21 protein-coding genes and 2 pseudogenes are annotated in these 18,753 nt (G+C 67.4%); 11 read left to right on the forward strand and 12 right to left on the reverse strand.

All coding sequences use genetic code 11. The annotated features are described in order from the left end of the window. Window positions 1–6 precede the first annotated feature (6 nt). Both LCL61_RS37725 and LCL61_RS37730 read left to right on the forward strand, forming a co-directional pair. Window positions 7–648, forward strand: coding sequence for a GOLPH3/VPS74 family protein (locus LCL61_RS37725; RefSeq protein WP_340684161.1), 642 nt, complete (start codon window positions 7–9; stop codon window positions 646–648). 6 nt (window positions 649–654) lie between these two features. Then, on the forward strand, window positions 655–786 hold the full coding sequence (locus LCL61_RS37730) for a hypothetical protein (RefSeq protein ID WP_340684162.1): 132 nt from the start codon (window positions 655–657) through the stop codon (window positions 784–786). Here LCL61_RS37730 and LCL61_RS37735 read toward each other — a convergent pair. Next, window positions 767–1,165, reverse strand: a complete 399-nt coding sequence (locus tag LCL61_RS37735; RefSeq protein ID WP_340684163.1) for a RidA family protein — start codon at window positions 1,163–1,165, stop codon at window positions 767–769. The genes LCL61_RS37730 and LCL61_RS37735 overlap by 20 nt on opposite strands. A 57-nt stretch (window positions 1,166–1,222) precedes the next feature. Between LCL61_RS37735 and LCL61_RS37740 the strand changes: the two are divergent. The 5 genes and pseudogenes from LCL61_RS37740 to LCL61_RS37760 form a co-directional block, all read left to right on the forward strand. Beyond that, a pseudogene (locus LCL61_RS37740) lies at window positions 1,223–1,336 on the forward strand (S-methyl-5-thioribose-1-phosphate isomerase); the annotation flags it as partial. Between the two features lie 338 nt (window positions 1,337–1,674). Further along, window positions 1,675–3,087 carry a Dyp-type peroxidase gene (locus LCL61_RS37745; RefSeq protein ID WP_340684164.1) on the forward strand — a complete coding sequence of 471 codons (1,413 nt, stop codon included), beginning with the start codon at window positions 1,675–1,677 and terminating at the stop codon, window positions 3,085–3,087. A 452-nt stretch (window positions 3,088–3,539) separates the two neighbouring features. After that, the gene (locus LCL61_RS37750) at window positions 3,540–3,980 is read left to right on the forward strand and encodes a hypothetical protein (protein ID WP_340684165.1); all 441 of its coding nucleotides are present in this window, start codon (window positions 3,540–3,542) and stop codon (window positions 3,978–3,980) included. A gap of 517 nt (window positions 3,981–4,497) precedes the next feature. Beyond that, entirely contained in the window at window positions 4,498–5,238 is a 741-nt protein-coding gene (locus LCL61_RS37755) for a hypothetical protein (RefSeq protein ID WP_340684166.1), read from the forward strand. Between the two features lie 310 nt (window positions 5,239–5,548). Continuing rightward, on the forward strand, window positions 5,549–6,256 hold the full coding sequence (locus LCL61_RS37760) for a hypothetical protein (RefSeq protein ID WP_425341963.1): 708 nt from the start codon (window positions 5,549–5,551) through the stop codon (window positions 6,254–6,256). A gap of 65 nt (window positions 6,257–6,321) precedes the next feature. Here LCL61_RS37760 and LCL61_RS42760 read toward each other — a convergent pair. Beyond that, window positions 6,322–6,519 (reverse strand): annotated as a pseudogene (locus tag LCL61_RS42760) (SulP family inorganic anion transporter); the annotation flags it as partial. Between the two features lie 76 nt (window positions 6,520–6,595). On the opposite strand from LCL61_RS42760, the gene LCL61_RS37770 reads away from it, so the two are divergent. After that, a complete protein-coding gene (locus tag LCL61_RS37770; RefSeq protein ID WP_340684168.1) occupies window positions 6,596–7,285 on the forward strand; it encodes a VCBS repeat-containing protein in 690 nt (229 codons plus the stop codon). 236 nt (window positions 7,286–7,521) lie between these two features. Here LCL61_RS37770 and LCL61_RS37775 read toward each other — a convergent pair whose 3' ends face one another. The 3 genes from LCL61_RS37775 to LCL61_RS37785 all read right to left on the reverse strand — a co-directional run bounded on the left by LCL61_RS37775 (window position 7,522) and on the right by LCL61_RS37785 (window position 9,477). After that, entirely contained in the window at window positions 7,522–7,818 is a 297-nt protein-coding gene (locus LCL61_RS37775; RefSeq protein ID WP_016331847.1) for a DUF1540 domain-containing protein, read from the reverse strand. Between the two features lie 119 nt (window positions 7,819–7,937). Beyond that, window positions 7,938–8,834 carry a PDR/VanB family oxidoreductase gene (locus tag LCL61_RS37780; protein ID WP_340684169.1) on the reverse strand — a complete coding sequence of 299 codons (897 nt, stop codon included), beginning with the start codon at window positions 8,832–8,834 and terminating at the stop codon, window positions 7,938–7,940. A 13-nt stretch (window positions 8,835–8,847) separates the two neighbouring features. After that, window positions 8,848–9,477, reverse strand: a complete 630-nt coding sequence (locus LCL61_RS37785; protein WP_340684170.1) for an MSMEG_1061 family FMN-dependent PPOX-type flavoprotein — start codon at window positions 9,475–9,477, stop codon at window positions 8,848–8,850. A 67-nt stretch (window positions 9,478–9,544) separates the two neighbouring features. Here LCL61_RS37785 and LCL61_RS37790 point away from each other — a divergent pair, with 67 nt between their 5' ends. The 3 genes from LCL61_RS37790 (at window position 9,545) to LCL61_RS37800 (ending at window position 10,976) form a co-directional block, all read left to right on the forward strand. Next, window positions 9,545–10,162, forward strand: a complete 618-nt coding sequence (locus LCL61_RS37790) for a TetR/AcrR family transcriptional regulator (protein ID WP_340684171.1) — start codon at window positions 9,545–9,547, stop codon at window positions 10,160–10,162. Window positions 10,163–10,203: 41 nt separating this feature from the next. Then, the gene (locus tag LCL61_RS37795; RefSeq protein ID WP_340684172.1) at window positions 10,204–10,446 is read left to right on the forward strand and encodes a hypothetical protein; all 243 of its coding nucleotides are present in this window, start codon (window positions 10,204–10,206) and stop codon (window positions 10,444–10,446) included. 122 nt (window positions 10,447–10,568) lie between these two features. Beyond that, the gene (locus LCL61_RS37800) at window positions 10,569–10,976 is read left to right on the forward strand and encodes a MarR family transcriptional regulator (RefSeq protein WP_425342079.1); all 408 of its coding nucleotides are present in this window, start codon (window positions 10,569–10,571) and stop codon (window positions 10,974–10,976) included. Here LCL61_RS37800 and LCL61_RS37805 read toward each other — a convergent pair. The 7 genes from LCL61_RS37805 to LCL61_RS37835 form a co-directional block, all read right to left on the reverse strand. Further along, on the reverse strand, window positions 10,931–13,111 hold the full coding sequence (locus LCL61_RS37805) for an SAV_2336 N-terminal domain-related protein (protein ID WP_340684174.1): 2,181 nt from the start codon (window positions 13,109–13,111) through the stop codon (window positions 10,931–10,933). The two genes, LCL61_RS37800 and LCL61_RS37805, sit on opposite strands and share 46 nt — an antisense overlap. 1 nt (window position 13,112) lies before the next feature. Continuing rightward, on the reverse strand, window positions 13,113–14,195 hold the full coding sequence (locus tag LCL61_RS37810; RefSeq protein ID WP_340684175.1) for a MoxR family ATPase: 1,083 nt from the start codon (window positions 14,193–14,195) through the stop codon (window positions 13,113–13,115). Window positions 14,196–14,208: 13 nt separating this feature from the next. Further along, window positions 14,209–16,020, reverse strand: a complete 1,812-nt coding sequence (locus LCL61_RS37815; RefSeq protein WP_340684176.1) for a hypothetical protein — start codon at window positions 16,018–16,020, stop codon at window positions 14,209–14,211. 261 nt (window positions 16,021–16,281) lie between these two features. After that, window positions 16,282–16,971, reverse strand: a complete 690-nt coding sequence (locus tag LCL61_RS37820; protein WP_340684177.1) for a hypothetical protein — start codon at window positions 16,969–16,971, stop codon at window positions 16,282–16,284. A 121-nt stretch (window positions 16,972–17,092) separates the two neighbouring features. Further along, the gene (locus LCL61_RS37825; protein ID WP_125680634.1) at window positions 17,093–17,794 is read right to left on the reverse strand and encodes a Crp/Fnr family transcriptional regulator; all 702 of its coding nucleotides are present in this window, start codon (window positions 17,792–17,794) and stop codon (window positions 17,093–17,095) included. 29 nt (window positions 17,795–17,823) lie between these two features. Beyond that, window positions 17,824–18,189, reverse strand: coding sequence for a hypothetical protein (locus LCL61_RS37830; RefSeq protein ID WP_007034234.1), 366 nt, complete (start codon window positions 18,187–18,189; stop codon window positions 17,824–17,826). A gap of 50 nt (window positions 18,190–18,239) precedes the next feature. Next, complete coding sequence (locus LCL61_RS37835; protein WP_340684178.1) at window positions 18,240–18,752, reverse strand: hypothetical protein; 513 nt, start codon at window positions 18,750–18,752, stop codon at window positions 18,240–18,242. Window position 18,753 lies beyond the last annotated feature (1 nt).

Raw genomic sequence — 18,753 nt, forward strand, 5'->3', positions numbered from 1 at the left:
CCATTCATGCGTCGGCTGACCTTGGTCGATTCCCTGTTCTTTCTCGCCCACGACGAGTTCACCGGAAAACCCGCGCTGCGCGGCACGGGACTCGGCATCGGAATTGCCGGTTCCGCGCTCTGTGATCTCCTCCTCGCCGAGCGGATCACCGTGGAACGCAAACGAATCCGGCCGCTTTCGCGCCGCGGCCTCGCCCATCCACCGCTGGATCGGGTGTTCTCGGAAATCCTCCGCGAACCCGAGCGGCACACCGTCCGGGAATGGGTCGGCCATCTCCGCCACGATCTCGGGGGAACGGTCGCGGTGAACCTGCTCGCCGCGGGAGTGATCGACCGCGAAACCGACCGGATGCTCCTGCGGAAGAATCACCGGTATCCGCCACGGGATCTGCTGATGTCGACGGCCGCGCGCAGCAAGGTGCGGGCGGCCGTCCTCGGCACCGAACAGCCGGATCCGCATTCGGTCTGCCTGGCCCTGCTGGCCTGGACCATCGGTCTCGACGATTTCTGCGAACCGGAGCTCGACCGCGCCGGCCTGCGGGCCTGGGCCGGGTCCACGCACCGGGAACTCCCGAAGGCGCTCGCCGAACTGATCTCGGGGGTGGACGCGGTGAGCGCCGCCGTCGTCTACACCGGCGACAGGCGATGACCCCTCGTGAGTGGTGAGGACGGGCCAACCGCCTGGGTACTGCTGCTGTGGTGGCTGCGGCGGCGGGAGTACCCGCTCCCCGACGCGGGCCTGCGGGCCGTGGCCGCGCTCGGCGAGATCAGGCCGTGGCGGCGGTGACGTCGAGCTCGACGAGCTGCCCGGGATACCCGAGCTGCGCGACGCCGAGCAGGGTGCTCGCGGTGGTGAAGGCCTCCCCGATCTCCGACTCGACGAACCGGTCCCACACGGCCGAGAGCACGTCGGCGTCCGGCGTGACCACGTAGATCACCGTGCGCACCACGTCGGCCGGGGTCGCCTTGGCGAAGGCGAGCGCGGCGGCGGTGTTCGCGACGACCTGGTCGACCTGGGCGAGCACGCCGCCCTCGACGACCTTGCCGTCCTCGGCGAGCGGGCACTGGCCGGCGAGGTGGATGTCCCGCCGTCCTTCGACGATGGTCACGTGGTGGTAGGTGGGCGTGGGGTGCAGACCGGGCGGATGGTGGCGTTGAATGGTCACGAGCCGCATCCTCACCGAGGCGGTCGCGACGGGACAACCGGATTTCACGGGAGAGCCATGCGCAGAACGATCGACTGGACCGGTGGCGCGGTCACGATCATCGACCAGACCGTCCTTCCCGCCGAGTATCGCGTGCTCGAACTGCGCACGGTCGGCGAACTCGTCGACGCCCGGCGTGGGAGATGACGCGCGAGGCCGAGCTCAAGGCCCGCGACTTCGTCACCCTCGGCTGAGCCGAGAGAAGGGGGCCTTCACGCGTGTTACCCCCTCTCGCGTTAAGTCCTCTGAATGCGGTAGTTACGTCCGCAACCACCGCATGCAGAGGACTAAATGCGGGGCGTGATCGACACACTGGTCCTTTCGAGTGAAAGAACCGCCGGAAGAGTGTACTTGCGGGTGATGACAGCGAGCTTTCGGTATCGGTTGTATCAAGGGTAAGACCCACACGGCGACCGGCACAGACCTGCCGGAGCCGCCGGACCGGGTTCACAAGGAGGGGGTTCCTTGCCATGTCCGTCGATCTGACCATGCCCTTGGAATGGAAGACCGCGACCGGCGACGCCGCGAAGATGCTCGACGAACTACAGCCGAACATCCTCAAAGCACACGCTCGCGACCATTTTTCCGCACTGTTCCTCCGTTTTTCGGAGGCCCAGGACGCGATGGAGTTCCTCGCGTCGCTCGTCCCGCTGATGAAGTCCGCGAAGACCCACCTGACCGAGGTCGAGCGCTTCAAAACCGAAGGGGTGAAGGGGTCGCCCTACGTCGGCACCGGACTGACCGCGGCCGGCTACCGGTTCCTGAAAATCGAGGTGCCGCAAGACGCATCGTTCCGTCTCGGCATGCGTGCGCAGGAGACCCGCGAGAAGCTGAACGACCCGCCGCGCTCCACGTTCGACGGTGGATACCACGACGAGATCCACGCGGTCGTCATCATCGGCGACGCCGAAGACGCTCCGACGACCGCGCGCCGGAACGAGGTTCTGGCGCTGATTCCGTCGACGGTCTCCGTCGTCGCCGAGGAAACCGGACTCGGGCGGGTGAACGCCAACGGGGACGGGATCGAACATTTCGGCTACGTCGACGGCCGGAGCCAGCCGCTCTTCCTGGTCGAGGACATTCACGCGGAAAAGACGGAAACGGACGGTATCGGCGTCTGGGATCCGACCGCTCCCCTGAACCAGGTGCTCGTCCCGGATCACGCCGCCCCCGATCCAGGAGTGCATTTCGGCAGCTACTTCGTTTTCCGCAAACTGGAACAGAATGTGCGGCGATTCAAGCAGTCCGAGGAGGCCTTGGCGGATCAATTGGGCCTCGTCGGCGAAGACCGGGAACGGGCGGGCGCGATGATCGTCGGCCGTTTCGAAGACGGCACCCCGCTGACCGCGCAACGGGAAGAGGGTGCGGAAAGTCCGGTACCGAACAACTTCGACTACGGAAGTGACGCCGCCGGCGCCAAATGCCCATTCCAGGCCCATATCCGGAAGACGAACCCGCGCGGCAGCGGAGGCGCGGAACAGCCGCCGCGGGAACGCCTGCACCTGATGGCGCGACGGGGCGTGCCCTACGGCGAACGAGCCGACGACCCGAACGCCGACCTGCCGCCGTCGGCCCGGCCCAGCGGCGGCGTCGGCCTGCTGTTCATGGCGTTCAATTCGGTGCTGGGCAACCAGTTCGAGTTCACCCAGGCGACCTGGTCGAACAACCCGGGGTTCCCGATCCCGCCCGTCGGGGTCAAGCCGCCGGGCCTCGACCCGGTCATCGGCCAGGGCCCGCGGCCGGAATCCGTCTACACCACGGAATGGGCGGGCGACCGCACGGTGACCGCGGATCCGATCCCGCAGTCGGTGACACTGAAGGGCGGCGACTACTTCTTCATGCCGTCGCTCGCCTTCCTGCGCGGGCTCGGCGGAAAGGGCTGATCGGGCAGCGAATATCCGCTGAACGTCACCGGAACGGGCGTAAATCCGATATCGGTTCGGAGTCCGCGGAGATAGCCTGCGAAACGGGCCGGTCCTGGGCGTGCCGGCCACCGGGCGGACGTCGTCTCGGCACCGACCGCCGTCGCCACCAGCCGCCGGCACGGCCACGATCTGGGCGCATCCAAACAGCTCAGTGTCTCGCTTCCGGCGCGACCGGCGAACGATGAGAGCGGCTACCAGGGAACGCGCNTTTTGGGTTAGAACCCGAAACGCCACTCACGACCAACCCGACCCACGACCAAGGCCGAAGGCGCCCCTTCGTCGCATCAGACGCAGCGAAGGGAGCCTTCACCCCACATGTCAACCTCACCCAAGATCAACTTAAGCTGCGTGACATTGGGCGGTCACGACTCGTCGCACGAACGCGCGGAGCGGCAGGCTAGGTTGACCGGATGAGTCTTCTCGATGACGTGGCCGAGCGCGACGGCTGGCGCTGCTGGGTGTGCGACGAGCCGGTCGACCCGGACATGTCGGTGAACGACCCGCGCGGGCCCAGTGTCGACAGCCGGACCGCCGACCGGAAGGCCAAGATCCCCGAGCGGCTCGCGCATCGCGGGTGCAACACCCGCAAGGGCGCGGTCAAGGTGGTCATCGCCTGGCCGGACCGTCTGCACGTGGCCGACCCCGCGCCGCTGATCACGGTCGCCGGACGGCTGGAGCGCAAGGGAGGCCGCGAACTGGTGGCCCGCTGCCCGACCGAGCAAGACGCCAAAGAGGCGGCGGAATGGCTCGAAGATCGGTTTTCCCGCCTGGTACCCGGATTACCGGTGACCGCGGGCGTCGAGCCGGGTGGAGGCCAGTTCCTCGTCATCCTGGCCGCCGGCCGCCGGTGACGCGAGCGACGGACCAGGTCTGTCCACAGAGGACATTTAGCGGTCGTCGTCCGTGAAATAACCATATGTTCGGCCAGGGACGCCCTGCCGGCGACAGGGCCTTGATCGCTCGGAAGCGAGCGACACCACGGGCGAAAAAGCCTTACCGCGCAGGCTGGACACGATGGGCGGCAGGCCTCTCGATCACCGGCTCGGTCACGGCTTCGGCCGTCGCTGGGTGGTCGTGAGTGTTTCGTGTCGTTCTAACGACACAAAACACTCACGACCCCCGCGGCGGGTGAGGCGTACACGGTCACCCAAGGACCCGAGGGAACGTTCTCCCGCGTCGGCCTCCGCAACGAATACGCCTGGGTGGACGGTTCCCGGCCGGGGCCTGAGTCCACGAAAGACCACTTGAGCCCAGAATGAAAACTTCACCCGAAAGTGGGTACGAAGTCCGTGATCTCCCGCATTTCATCGGTATTTCATCGGCGCTCATTAGCGTTCGTCGAGGAAATTCGACAGTGGGGAGAAACCGATGAGAAGAGCCGGAGCACGTCTGCTCGCGACCGCCGTCCTGTCCGTGGTCACCCTGGCCGGAACCATCGCCGGATCGGGGGCGGCACAGGCGGCGCCCGCGCGGCCCGATGGCCCGTGCGGACCCGTCATGTTCGTCGTGCCGGGATATCAGGACGGCGGGGCACAGAAACTCCTGGACCGGGCGTTTGCGCCCGGCGGCGCCGACCCGGTGCGCATTCCGTATCCGAACGGCGCCGGGGACGTGAATCTGTACGCCGACGTCGACGCGGGTGTCGCCAATCTCCGCACGGCGCTGTACAACCTCTACGTCACCTATGGCTGCGACCTCGAAACGAAGGTCTACATCGTCGGATTCAGTCTCGGCGCGCTCGTCGCGGGCACGGTGCTGGAGACCGAACCGCCCGGACGGAACATCCAGGGTGTGCTGTTCGCGGACGGGCGGCGGCAGCCCGTCGAGTCGAACTGGCCGGGTGACCCCGGCGGGCTGATCGGGCACCTGCCCGTTCCCGGCCCCGGCGGCGCCGGTTTCCGGCCGGTGGATTCGTTCCGGTACCCGACGCTCAGCCTGTGCAACGGGCCGAGGGCGGCCGGCGGCGCGGATCTGATCTGCTTCGGTGGTACCAATCTGGACAGCTATTTCAGCTCGCACCCGTATTACAGCTTCGAGGTGAGCAACGAGTTGAACATCCACGGCGAAGGCCCGTACCCGAACAACCTGCGCAACCGCGTCATCCCGTAACCGGCTTCGCGGCCTCCTCGGCGTTTCGCGTTCCACGCCGGGGAGGTTGCGCGGCGAACCGAGGTCGTGCCCCCGAGGACACGACGGTTCGAACCTTCGGGCAACTCCGCGCCGTACCGGCTTTTCGGAGCTACCCCATTCCGCTTCCGGCGTCTTCCGGACAAAGCTTCACCAAGGAATGCGAGAGGGGCGCTGAAATGAAATTCACCGCGAAGAAGACCCTCAAAACGGCCATTGTGGGCGGGGCGGTCGCCGCCACCGCACTCCTTTCCGCGTGCGGCGGGGAAATGTCGCGGGAAATGGTTCTCCGGTGAAGAACGCGGCCGTCGAACAGGCGCAGGTGGGCGGTGGCCAGGGGGCGGCCGCCGGTGGTTCCGGCGCCGAGTCGTCGGGCGGCGACGTCAACTGCGGCAAGCACGGTGGCCGCCCCGGCGCGCCGGGGCGGCCGAAGATGGATCTGATCGCGGTGGCCGCGACCGACGGCACCACGCCGGGCTGCACCGAGGCGTACAACGTGATCACCGAGTACTACGAGAAGCTGCCGCAGGCGGAAGGCCCCGGCGAGCGGGTGCTCGACGTGCGGGGCAAGTGGACCTGCGCCCGTCTGACGGAATCCGGGACCGAGGTGGTCTGCGGCGTGCCGAACAGCTCCCTGCAGCTGGAGACCAGGCCCTCGGGCGCCGGGAAAGCGCCGGTCGAGCGGAAGCGCAAGTTCCCGAACACCACCCAGCGGGTGCGGTTCACCGGATACGACGCCCCCCTGCGGATGGCCCGCTTCCAGCTGATGACCGACGGCAAGACGTACCGGCTTCCGCTGGAGCCGGGTGCGGAGGTGTTCAGCGCGGCCACCCTGTGCACTGGCGAATCGGTCACCATCGACGACGAGGGCTACGGCAACCAGCCGTGCGCCAAGGAGCAGCTGATCCAGCAGGTGCGTGAAGGCAACCCGGTACTCGCGCAGATCACCGTGAACGGTGAAGACCAGATCACCACGGTCAAGGAGATCTACCGCCCCTGATACCGGAAGACGAAAACCGGCGGCCGGGAATCCACCGTCGGCCGCGTCGGCCGCCTCGATCTNTGTCCGGGGTTCACCAGTTTCGCGCCGACGTGGACGAGCAGGCCGGCCAGCGCGGCGAGCGGGATGTTCTGGATCAGCCCGGCGAACGCGGCGACGAACACCAGGATCCAGACACCGTGCAGGATCGCGGACACGCGGGTGCGGGGGGCGGGCCACCCGGGTTGCGTTCGTGTGGCACATCGCACTCTCACTGCACGCACCCCGGGCCGCAACCGTCTCCCCTCATGAGAGCACTTTCGGTGAAAAGTTCACCGGAAGCGTGGGAGGGAGAACACCATGCACCACACCGGCATCATCCGTACCGCCACCATCACCGGCGTCGCCGCCGCACTGAGCCTGGCCGCCGTCGTCCCGGCGCTGGCGAGCCCGCTCAGCAGCTCGATGGCCGCACCGTCCGGCGACCCGGTCACCACCGTGGCCGACCTCGACGGCGACGGGGAGATCGAGACCGTCACCGCCCAGCTCACCGGCGACAACGACCAGGTCATCTCCGCCACCGTGCACGGCACCTTCACCTCGATCCACCTCGGCGCCGACAGCTCCGTCCCGCTCGAGGCCCCGCGCGTCACCGACCTCAACGGCGACGGCCGCGCCGAACTGATCGTCACCCAGTCCGTCGGCGCCAACACCACGTTCTTCACCGCCCTGCACTACGACGGCCGCAACCTCAGCCAGGTCGTGGACAACGACAGCAAGCCGCTGTCGGTCGCCGAGGGCGGTGGTGTCGCCGCCCATCTGGGTTACCAGTGCACCCCGCTCGACGGCGGCGGCCGCACCTTCGAAACCGTCGCGGCCGAAGCCGACGACGTCGGCGCCGACCCGCTCACCTACTCGGGCACCCGCACCGTCTACACCCTTCGCGACGGCGCGCTGACCACCCAGAAGAGCATCCCGATCCATAACCGCCCGGTGACCGACCCGGTGCTCGGCACCGACGCCGCGAGCTGCGACCAGGCCGGGAGCTGACGCCGCTCCGCGACGTCGCGAAAGCCCAAGCGCGTGAAGGCTCCGTCGTCCAGCGAAGCCGCCGCGCCTGATCGCCNGCGGGCGCGACGATCCTTTACCGCCTGTGGGACAAGAACGTCCCGTACCGCCTCACCCTGACGACGTGCGAACGGTCCGCTGTCGCCGAAGCGGTGTGGGACGTCCTGTCGTCTCCTTCCCTCGGCTGAGCCGAGGGAAGGGGGCCTTCACGCGCTTCACTACGGGGCGTAGGTCAAGCAGTTGGCGGCATGGTCACCCTCGCCCGGTCCCACCCGGACACTCGATGCGGTGCATTCCAGCGCGGAATTGTGGCGGCAGTCGGACCGGGAGCAGGCGCCCACCTGTGCGGTCACTCGATCGAGTCCGCCCTTGGTGTTGAGCGGGACGAACGTTCCGCAATCGGCCGATCCGTTGCCGCCACCGACCGTGATGGCGAAAGCGTGACAGCCGTCGTGGTTGTACGAACAGCCGCTGACCGTGCATTCGTGGACAGCGGGCATTTCGGTGGTGGTCATAACGACTCCTGTACTTCGTGGTGGTGGTGTCGTTCGGTATGACCAGGGTTACACCGGCCCGTTCCGGCGGCAATTCGGGGAAATTCCTTCATGTCCGGGCAGCGGCAGGTCCAGCCGGATCAGAGATCGAGGTCGAGACGTGACGACGCGCGGGAGACACAGCAGTACATCCGTCCCGGTGGCGCGCCGATGTCGTCGCGGTGGTCCGGTTCGCCGCCGGCGACGCCGATCTCGCAACTGCCGCAAACCCCTTCACGGCAACCGGACGGGATACGGAACCCCGCGTGGTTCAAGGCGTCCAGCAGCGACTCTTCCGCGGCGACCGGTACCGTTCGCCCCGATCGGACACAGTGCACTTCGAAGGGCTCGGTGGGCGCGAATTCCTTGGCCACCGGCCGGAAACGCTCGATATGCAGTCGATGTGCGGGGAACGCCGCTTCGGCCGCGGCGAGCATCGACGCGGGACCACAGCAGTAGACCAGCGCGTCCGGGCCGAGCCCGGCGGCCAGCGCGGCGAAGTCGGGCCTGCCGTGCTCAGCGGTGGAGTGAAGGCGCACCCTGTCGCCGTACGCGGCCTTGAGCTCGGCGGCGAACGGCATCGTCGCTTCGGACCTGCCGACGTACACCAAGCTGGCCGAAGGACCCGCCGCCGCCAGCATCGGTTTGAGGGGCGTGATACCGATCCCGCCGGCGACGAACAGGTGTTCCGGCGCGGGAAGCAACGGGAAGTTGTTGCGTGGCAAGGAAACGTCGAGCGTCCGGCCCGCGCGCAGGAACAGGTGGACGTACTCCGAACCGCCCCGGCTCAGCCGGTCGTACCGGACGGCGACCCGATAGCCGCCGCGATCGGCCGGGTTCCCGCACAGCGAATACTGCCGGGTCAGCCAGTTCGGCAGCGCCACATCGACGTGCGCGCCCGGCTCCCAGGGCGCCAACGGGCCTTCGGCGCCGCGCAAGACGAGCGAGACGGTTCCTTCGGCGACCGGTTCCACGCGGTCGAGAACGGTCTTCTGCATCAACGAATTCACCTCAGTACAACTGCCGATAGCCGGTTTCGAGCATGGCCTCCACCACGGCCGGATCGACGTCGAGCCCCATCTGCTCGGCGGCGACCTCGCCGACGGACGGCAATTCGTCCGCCAGTGCCTGGCTCGCGGGATCCCAGAGCCGGGACCGGATCAGCGCGCGGCCGCAGTGGAAGAAGGTCTCCAGCACGTCGACGATGATCGCCAGTTCCGCCGGTTTGCCCTCGGTGCGCATCCTGGCGAGCACGTCCGGCTCGTCGGTGGGATAGGCGCGGCCGTTGACCCGGAACACCTCCCGCACGCCGGGGACCACGAACATCAGGCCGATGCCGTCGTTCTCGGCGAGGTTGCGGAAGGAGTCGGCGAGCTTGTTGCCCGGCCGGTCCGGGATCGCCAGGGTGCGCTCGCCGAGCACCTTGACGAAACCCGGGTAGTCGCCACGCGGCGAGCAATCGGGCAGGCCGCTCGCGTCCGACGTCGCCATCGCCACGAACGGGGCATGGGCGATGAACCGATGGCCGTGCCGGTCGATCCGGTCGTGGACCTTGGCCCTGATCATGGCCTCCGGCTCCCCCAGCCGGGCACGGACCTCCTCGGGCGAAAGTCGGCGCGGGCGCGTATCACTGCTGGTCATGGCACAATTATGAGCAATTGTTCAGCCCGCTCGCTACTCGCTTTCGCGCCGCTTCACCGGGAGTGTCATGACGTCGGAGCAACGACGGCTTCAGCCACGTAAACAGCCACGCCAGGTCCGGGCCGAGCTGACCAGGCAGCGCATCCTCACCGCGGCTGCTCACGTTTTCGCCGAGTACGGCTACGCCGCGGGGACGACGAACCGGATCGCCGAACGGGCCAGGATCTCGATCGGTTCGCTGTATCAGTACTACCCGAACAAGGACGCGATCCTGGCCGAGCTGCTCACCCGCCACCTCGACGGCGACCGGGCCACCGACACGCTGCGCCGGTACAAGGAGTCGCCGGAGCCGCTCGAGACCGTCATCCGGGAGTTCGTGCACACGGTGATCGAGAACCATCTCGACGATCCGCGGCTGCTGCAGATCATGATCGAGCAGGCACCGCGCTCCGGTGAGCTGCTGGAACGTGTCACCCGGCTGGAATGGGAGATGATCAATGATCTGCGGGACCTCCTCCACGGCCACCCCGAAGTCCGGGTGCGGGACAAGGACACCGCGGCCAGGCTCGTGGCGTCCACTGTGGAGTTGACCGTGCACCAGCTCATCGCCGCGCCCGGCTCCATCGACATCACCCGGCTCGAGAACGAGCTCGTGGCGATGATCACCGGCTATCTCCGCGCCTGATTTCCGGGGGTTGACCAGGCGTAGAGCGGGTATCCGGCGGTGTGAGCCGAGAACGGGAGAGACTGCGCGGCCTCACCGCCCGGTGGCGGTGGCGGGGCGGCACCCTCGCGCTGATCTGGACGCTGATCACCCTCGGTCTGGCCACGATGCTGTGGGCGTCGGGTTTCCGCGCGTGGCCGGTGTACCTGACGGCGGTGCCGGGCGCCGTCGTCTCCGTCCTGCTGTGGATCGGGGTCGCCCGCACTCGCCGCAGGAGGGTCGTCGAGAAGCAGCCGAACGGTTGAGCTATTTCGTCGCGCGCATGGCCAGCTGGTCGAACTCGCGGTCCGGCAGGGTCCTGTTGAGTTCCAGGAGTTTCTCGGCGAGGTGACCGACCGCGTAGCGCGTTTCCGGGTTGTCGGACTCGATGGCGGGCGCGCCGCCGCAAACCCGGTCCGCCGAACTGGTCGCCAGGCTGGAAGTCAGCCCCGCGTCGGTGTCCGAGGCCGTGGGCTGGCTCGAACAACGCGGCCTGATCATCCGCGAGCGCGAGGGCGGACGGCAGCGGTACGTCGTCGACGACGACTTCGGCTATCGCGCCTGGCGCATCAGTCTCGACGCGATGACCCGATGGGCGGAGGTCACCCGGCGGGGCGCCGGGCTGATGCCGGTTCTTCCGGCATCCGCACAAGGACATGAGCGAGGCGGCGGAACACTGGCGGCGAACGCCGCGGTGATCACCACACGGCAGGGCGGGCGGCCGAAGCCGTCCGAACGGCTCGTCGAGGCCTACCGGCTGATNCCCGCAAGCTCAGAAAGACCAGCACGAATCTGAGTCGTATGCGCGGCATCAATCCACCACACCAGATCATAATCCTGAAGATGCCGATAAATATACTCAGCAGCCATCTGAGTCTTACCAATACCACCAAGACCATGCAACGCCGAAGGAAGCACGGCGGTGGTACCACTGCTCAATCGCTTGGTGAGCTGCTCGAGCAGTTCGTCGCGACCGGTGAAGTTGGGGTTCCGCGGGGGGACGTTCCCGAAGATCAGCGGCGGGTCGTCGGGCTGGCGGTCGGGGAAGTGCCGGGAACTGTCCACCGCCGACGGGTGGACGATCCTGGTCGTCGGTTCGTTCGCGTCGGGCTCGCTGAGATAAGTCGACCGTCCCTGTGGCACAGGTGTCGAAGCAGGTGGACGTTCGGCCGTCTCAGGCATTTTTGGGCTCACAGCCTTCTTTATTGATTCAGATTCGAATGCGACGAGACCCCGGCCCCGTACCGCGTTCCGTAGCCGGTCGGCCCGGGACAGATACGGTCCGGACAGCGCGCGCATGAGCACGCTTTCCAATTCCACATCGGCCGGGGACTCGCGGGTGAGGTCTGGGTCCGGTGTGTTGTTCGGGTCGGCGATGGCGTCCCGGAGGTGACCGAGCAACCTGATCCGGTCACCGAAATGGGTGGCGGCCACTCGGACGACGCTGGCCGTTTCCGACCGTCGCGCGCCGCTGAGCAGCAATTCCCGGACTGCCTCGGGAAAAGCGAAGACCCCGTCGGTGTCCCAAGTGGACTTGCCCTCCCTGAGTGCGGGAGCGTACATCATCCCCGAAAGCAAAAGTTCGAGGAGGTGCTCCACTCCCGCTTCCGGCACGAACCGTTGTCCCACCAGCTTCGCCACGTCGAGACGGACCGGTACCGCCGCGAGCAACTGCGCCAAGCGTAGCGCCGGCGGCGACGCAACACTGCGGAATCTGTGCACTCTTTCGGCGGGTGACAAAGTTACCGGCGGGTCCGTGAAATCGGACCGGGAAATCCGTTCCGTGGTGAGGACGACCGTTCCTTCGACGGCACCGGTGTTTTCGCCGGTCATCAGCCCGGCCCACCAGCCCAGCGACCGCGGCCGCAGTTCGAGCACCGGCACGGGGACGAGGTGGCCGGGCACTTCCGAGCCCGGTTCGAGCCAGGCGTCCGCGAGGTCGCAACCCCATCGGCTGTTGGGTGCCAACGCGTTCGGGACACGTAACCACGCCTTGTGCGGCTCCATTCCGCACCGGCCCCACAGCCATGGCGGGAGCAGGTGGACGATGCTCACCGGCATCCGCCTGCCCCAACGCGCGAGCATCGGGTACAGCGCGTCCTTGTTCTGCCAGGCATCGCCGACACCGTCGGTCAGCAGCAATACGGCCCGCCGTCCCGAAGAATCCACGATCTCGTCCGGGTCGCGGGCGGGCGCGCCGGGCGTGCCACCGCGAAGAACGAGACCCTCTTCGCTGTCCTTCGCCGTTTCCAGCAGCCGGACCTGAATGGTGCGGAAAGCACCCACCTGCCGGAGTAATTCGACGAAGGCCGACACCCTCGGCCGCCACAAGGCCATCGAGGGACCATTGTCGAGGACGAGCGTCAGGTCCAGCCAGCGCTCTTTTCTCGATCGGGTGACCGGCCACCACCGGCCGGTCTCCGCGACCCGGACGGCGGTCGCCACTTCGTCCAGGACCACGTTGTTGTGTCGCCGCGACACCGTCTCCCGTTTCAGTGATCTCAGTGCGCGGAAGTACTCCAGCGATTCGAGGAGTACCACTCCCCCCGGCCCGGTGCCGTCCACCGCGGGTTCGGGCAGCTCACCGGGCACGGCCTCGATCCCGACGACCTCACCGTCGTCCCCGGAGGGCACCTCGGTGTCGACGATCCGCGACGGCCGCGACTCGGGAGGTTCCGGGTTCTCCCCGCGTTCGGCGGGAGCATTGCGGATCCGCGTTTTCTCGGAAGGCCGCTCCGGCTCCTCGGCGGGCTCGGCTCCGTCTGCGGCCCGCCGCGGCGAAATGGCCGCGGCCAGCCACACGATGTCGGCGACGTCGGTCCAGCTCAGGTCCTCGAATCCGAACCGCTCGACCCCCTGGGGGGAACCGGTCTTCCGCCGCTCCGCCACCGGGGCGGAACGCGAGTCGGACACACCGCCCGGCCCCTCCATGTCACCGCACCGTCAGTCGTTGCCAGAGGGCGTCCACCAGCCGCGGCCATGCCTCCTGATCCGGCTGGTACGCGCCCGACGTCGCGAGATAGACGGCGTCGAGCAGCCTGTCGGTGGGGAGACCGCCTTCCGCCTTGCTCCGTTCGGCGAATTCCCGGATGAGCCTGTCCCGGTGTTCGCCGTTCTCGCCGACCAGATGGCCCGCCACGATCGCCGCGAGCTGCTCCTCGTCCGGGTTCTCGATCCGCAATTGGAGGCAGCGGCGCAGGAAGGCGGGCGGGAACTCCCGTTCGCCGTTGCTGGTCATGACGATGATCGGGAAGGCGTGGCAGGCGATCCTGCCGTCGCGGACCACCGCGGTGCGCTGCGGATCGGCGGTGTGCACGGTGACCTCGGGATGCCGGTTGCGCACGCGCGCCAGTTCCTCGATGGAGAATTCGCCGTCCTCGAAGACCGACAGCAGGTCGTTGGGCAGATCCGCCTCGGATTTGTCCAGCTCGTCGATCAGCAGTACCCGCGGCAGCCTGCCCGGGAGGAAGGCGGTGCCCAGCGGGCCGAGCCGGACGAAATCGCCGATCGGTGGTTCTTCCGCCTCGCCGCCGCGCTGCGCCTGACTGGTCGCCGCGGCCTGGACCCGGCCGATCGCGTCGTAGCCGTAGAGGCCGGAACTCAGCGCGGTGTGACTGGTGATCGCCCAGCGCAGCACCCTGCCGAGACCGAGTTCCCTGGCGATCCGGTACGCGAGGCTGGATTTCCCCGTCCCCGGGTTTCCGGTGACCAGCAACGGACGGCGCAGATACAGGGCGGCGTTGACCATGTTCAGCTCGCCGTCGTCGACGGTCAGCTCCGAAAGCGTGAACGCGGTGCCGAGACGGCGCTCCGCCTCGCCGTCGTCCGGCGGCGGCACGTCGTTCTCCGGTGGCGGGTCGCCGCGATACGAACGCCACGGCGGCGGCGCGGGCAGCAACTGCGCGAGGTCGATGTCGTGAATGGGCCTTCCGGTTCCCCGGTAGATCCACCAATCGGGTGCGTCGTGCTGAGGCGTCCGGCCGTTCACGGCCGCGTCCTGATCGTTCCCGCTCATCCGCGGCATCCCCTTACAGTCGAGTCGGGATCAACGGTTGGTCCAGAACGATCACCCGTTTCGGGTCGTCCCACATTACCACCAGATCGTGAGCCAGAGAATTCTTGAACGGTACCGCCGCACCCGAATTCGCCAGTTTGCGGCGATCCGGGAGTTCGATAAAACCGCTGTCCGCGGCCAATACCCAGTCGAGCAACTCGCGCAGGTTCTCCGGCTCGGCGTCCGGATGCCAGAGCACCACCGGAAGACCGCTGCGGAGCGCGCTCGTCAGTTCGTCCGGCACGCCGCCCGGTTCCGCTTGGGACGAAGGGGGTTTCGCCAATACCAGGCCGACCCAGTGATCGTCGCTCAGGACGGCGTCGATCGGATGATCCTCGAACTCCACGCACCCGGAATAGTGCAGCCGATCGGCGGCGGGGTCCTTCACCATCGAATCCCAGCGAACATGCCATGCGCGATGCCAATGCCTCGCCCGCATCCTCTCCAAAGACCGTATTCCGAGCCGGTACCCGTAGCGCAACGGCTGGGGATGGCCGGTCTCATGTTCCTTCGCCCAGCGCTGCACGGGCAAATTGATCAACGTCCTCGGCAGCAGGAATTCCACCGACGCGGACATGCTCTGGCCGGACCAGACGCCTTCAGTCTCCAAGATGACGTCATCGACCCTGAACTCGACCTCTTCTATCCCGATTTCCCGCACTCCACCGAGTGACGGCGGCCAGACCTCCGGATCGTCCTGCCGCCAGAACGCGAGCGTGCACCGCGTGGGGTCCCCGGAAACCGGTTCGAGCATGATCAACAGATGGAGATGGGGCCGCTCCGGAATCGGTGGCCTGCTCTGCCGCTGATGCAGAAGGGCGGGGCCGAGCCGCAACGACCTGGCCTGGTCAGCGATCCAGTTCGCGATCATGGCCGCGGGCTCGCCGTCCACGTTTTCCGCGAGCAGGCCCAGAAAAGTCATGGCCGGCGGGATACCGTCCGGCCCCGCGTTGAAGTCGGCGAGCAACTGGAAAGCGCCCCACGCGTCGGTGATGCCCTCCAGCCGGGGCAAGGGGACCGCGGGGCCGAGCGCGCGGCTCACCATGACCGCCAAATGGGGGACTTCCAGCCGGGTCAGCCTTCGGTGCAGGCCGGCCAGGTCCTTGCGGGGGATCAACTCCAGAACGGCGCTGTTCAGGTCGGCCAGAAACAGGTCTTCGGCGGCCACGACCGCCGGTTCGGGGAATTTGGCGGCCGTCGCGGCACCTTCTCCGTGCAGCCGTAAATAAGCCGTTCCGGTGAAGGTCTTCACCGAAACGGGTATCGGACTGTATGACTCGGGCAACAGGCCCGGGTCCTTTTCGATGACGTCGGCGAAAAATCGCTGCGAACAGATGAACGCGATCATGCGGCCGGATTCCGCGAACGCGTCCTTCGCCTGTTGCGCGTCCAGAATGCGGAAAGCGATGTCGACCGCTTCCCCGACCCACCCGTTGCCGTCGTCGATCACCTCGCCGGAGTTGAAGCTCACCCGGAGCCGCATCTGCGCCTGCGGCGTCCGCGTGTGGTTGTACCGGCGGAGGGCGACCGCGATGCGATCCGGGAACAGGTCGGCGACCAGGCTTTTGGTCGTTCCGGGCGGCAGAAGGACCAGCACACCGTCGCCGCGGTCCTCGTGCGCGCAGGAATCGAAATCGATACCGCTTTCGGCGAAGGCCGTCTTCAGCACCTCGTACATGCCTTGGTGCACGGCGAGTCTGTCGAGCCGGTTGCGGTCCGGCGCGGTGAACCCCACGACGTCCACCACGACGATCGTGCGGTCGAGAGCCCGCGTCGGTCGCGCCACTGGCCCCCTCCCAAGGTCCACGGCGCCGCCCCACCGGCGCCGACCGCCACATTATCGCGTCGATCGGCCCTGAGGGTGAGTGTCAATTGACAAATAGGGGGCGGCGGGAGCGTGCTAGGGCTCGTGAGTGGTGAGGACGGTTCTAACCGTATCCGCCCCAACTCGTCGTGGACGATGCCGCCTACGCAGCGGACGGTGCTGTCCGGGAACCGGCGAGCGATACGGCTTTCCCTCCCTGGAAACCGGACCGCCCGGTCTGGGTCAGGCCGTCGTGGACAACCGGCTCACCCGGTCGAACACGAGCGGCACCGCGACAGCGGGATTCAGTTCGGCGAGGACCGCTTCCGCGTCCAAGCCCGGCAGGTGGATCCACGCGCTGTCCGCGAAATCCGGTGTCGTGACGCTGATCCTGGCGCAGCGGGCCGGCGGGACCAGCGCGACCCCGAACGGCTCGACCACGTTGCGCCACACGGATTGCGAGACGATCATCCCGGCACCGAACTTGTCGCCCGTCGGATCCGAACGACACCAGTAGCCCACGGCGTCGTTGAAGGTGGAGGCGCACAGCAACCGGGTCAGCGTGATGTACGTGCGGTGGTAGCGGTGGTTGTCCGCCATCGGTCCCATGTGGACCGCCACGCGCGCCCGCATCGGGACCCGGGCGTAGCGGTTGCGGGTCCGGAGGAGATGGTCCAGGTGGAACACGACCTCGCAGAGCTGGCCGACGGCGTGGTCCGGGTACGCGACCATCAGCCCGTCCCCGGTCTCCCGGAAGTGACGCGCTTCCCCCGGCGCGAGCCCGACCGCGGTGAACGAGCGGGAAACCAGCGTTTCCATCTCGGTCTTCATCGGGTCCAACAGGTCGTCGCTGGCCTTGGACGAACCGACGATGTCGACGGACAGGACGGCGTGGGTGTGCGCGTTGTAATGGCCTGAGGTCAGCACCTGCATCTCTGCGACCCCTCCCCTGATCGGTGAAAACTGGCGGCAGGAAGCAGTGTTCCCACTCCTCACCGGAAGTTCTGTTCGGAACCGAACAGAACGTGACCTCGCGTTGGTCAACGCCAGTGAGCTAAGTCACACCTTTTTCCGTGACCACCCGCAATGCCTCGCGATCGATGACGGTGATCGCCCGGCGCGAACTGGCCACCACTCCCGCCTTCCGGAGTTTGTCCAGTGCCTGCGCGACCATGGTCCGGCCCATCGGGATGAACTGCGCGAGTTCGTCCTGGCTCAACGGGATCCCGATCCGCCAGCCGGCGGGTGTCCGGATGCCACAGACGTCGACGAGATAGTCCAACCTGGTCGCGACCCTGGCCACCGCCTGCGGTTTCCAGGACTGGGTCCGCTGCCGCTGGGCGAGCACGAACCTGCGGGCGACGCTGACGAGCACCTCCCGCATCGCCGCCGGATGCTCCAGCAGGAACCGGTTGAACTCGCTCGCCGCGATACGCCGGACGTGCACTTCTTCGATGGCGACGACGTCGGCCATCCGGATGCCGCCCGCGATCACCGCGATCTCGCCGTGCAGATCTCCGGGGACCCCGACGTCGAGGATGACCGTCGCGCCCATCCGGTCGGCGCTGGTCACCTTCACGTAGCCGTGCCGCAGCAGCATGACGAAGTCGCCGGGTTCGCCCGCCCGCATGAGCGCCTGCCGTCCCTCGTAGGTCTGCGGGGTGCCCATTTCCAGCAACCGGGCGCGGACGGGTTCGTCCAGTCGCTCCAGGAACGGACGTTCTCTTTCTTCGGCGGCCTCCTGGCCCAAACCCACGAAACACCCTCCCAGGCAGTCGTGAACACCTATCGCGGAGAGTAACCGAATCGGCCACCCGATCCGGCGGCGGAACCGTCGTGGGTGGTGAAGATGCCCAGCCGGACCAGCTCCGATCTGATCCACTCGGCCAACCGGTGCAACGGTCCGTCTTCGGCCTCGACGAAATAGCTGTCCACGATCTGGTGTCGTCTGTCGGCGTGTTTCGCCGCATAGAGCAGCGCTGACCGTACCTCCGACACCTTCAGCGGAGCGACCTTGATTCCCGGAGCGGGCCGCACGGTGCTCTTGGCGGCCATCACCGCCAGCACGGCCTCCTCCAGGCTGAACCGGTGCTCCACCGGTACGACCACATGTTCCACGCCCTCGACAACCCGGCGCCCGATCAACGGCATACTGTCAGATCAGCATGACGCACGGCCGTAGTCTGTTCGGCACCGAACACTCAGCGCGGTTCGACCGCCGCGAGAGCGTCTTCGAGCGTTTCCCGGTACAGCCTCATCCGTTCGACGAGCATCACCGGATCAGGGTTCTCGTCCCGCGCGTGTCGTTCCAGCTTCTCGGTGGTCTGCTTCACCGTCACCCGCAGTTCGACGACTTCGGGAGTGTTCCGGTCCGTCCGGCTCTCCAGTCTCGCCACCGCACGCCGGAAGACCCCGGCGAGTTCCGTCTCGCCCGGCCGCACCGCTTCGATGGCCGTCAGCGCCCGCCCGAGCAGGCTGTAGTGGTCGTAGGCGACGGCGGGTTCCGGCACACGCTTCTCCCGCACGGGCTTCGGCCGCCTTCCGTTCAGCACGAAGAACGCGGTCTCGGCCGGGACCAGCACGGCCACCGCGGCGACGGCGGCGAAAAGCCAGGCCTGCGGATGCGGATAGGTCACCGCGCGGCCGATCATCCCGGCGATCAGGCTGAGCACCACCGCGACGACGTGGAACGGGCGGTTGTCGTGAGCGGCCATG

It is taken from the genome of Amycolatopsis coloradensis (assembly GCF_037997115.1).
In the GTDB taxonomy this organism is placed as follows: Bacteria; Actinomycetota; Actinomycetes; order Mycobacteriales; family Pseudonocardiaceae; genus Amycolatopsis; species Amycolatopsis coloradensis_A.

Coding starts and splice junctions, on each gene's coding strand:
- LCL61_RS37725 (WP_340684161.1), top strand. CDS start 7: ATGCGTCGGCTGACCTTGGTCGATTCCCTGTTCTTTCTCGCCCACGAC.
- LCL61_RS37745 (WP_340684164.1), top strand. CDS start 1,675: ATGTCCGTCGATCTGACCATGCCCTTGGAATGGAAGACCGCGACCGGC.
- LCL61_RS37750 (WP_340684165.1), top strand. CDS start 3,540: ATGAGTCTTCTCGATGACGTGGCCGAGCGCGACGGCTGGCGCTGCTGG.
- LCL61_RS37755 (WP_340684166.1), top strand. CDS start 4,498: ATGAGAAGAGCCGGAGCACGTCTGCTCGCGACCGCCGTCCTGTCCGTG.
- LCL61_RS37770 (WP_340684168.1), top strand. CDS start 6,596: ATGCACCACACCGGCATCATCCGTACCGCCACCATCACCGGCGTCGCC.
- LCL61_RS37775 (WP_016331847.1), bottom strand. CDS start 7,818: ATGACCACCACCGAAATGCCCGCTGTCCACGAATGCACGGTCAGCGGC.
- LCL61_RS37780 (WP_340684169.1), bottom strand. CDS start 8,834: ATGCAGAAGACCGTTCTCGACCGCGTGGAACCGGTCGCCGAAGGAACC.
- LCL61_RS37785 (WP_340684170.1), bottom strand. CDS start 9,477: ATGACCAGCAGTGATACGCGCCCGCGCCGACTTTCGCCCGAGGAGGTC.
- LCL61_RS37790 (WP_340684171.1), top strand. CDS start 9,545: ATGACGTCGGAGCAACGACGGCTTCAGCCACGTAAACAGCCACGCCAG.
- LCL61_RS37810 (WP_340684175.1), bottom strand. CDS start 14,195: ATGAGCGGGAACGATCAGGACGCGGCCGTGAACGGCCGGACGCCTCAG.
- LCL61_RS37820 (WP_340684177.1), bottom strand. CDS start 16,971: ATGCAGGTGCTGACCTCAGGCCATTACAACGCGCACACCCACGCCGTC.
- LCL61_RS37830 (WP_007034234.1), bottom strand. CDS start 18,189: ATGCCGTTGATCGGGCGCCGGGTTGTCGAGGGCGTGGAACATGTGGTC.
- LCL61_RS37835 (WP_340684178.1), bottom strand. CDS start 18,752: ATGGCCGCTCACGACAACCGCCCGTTCCACGTCGTCGCGGTGGTGCTC.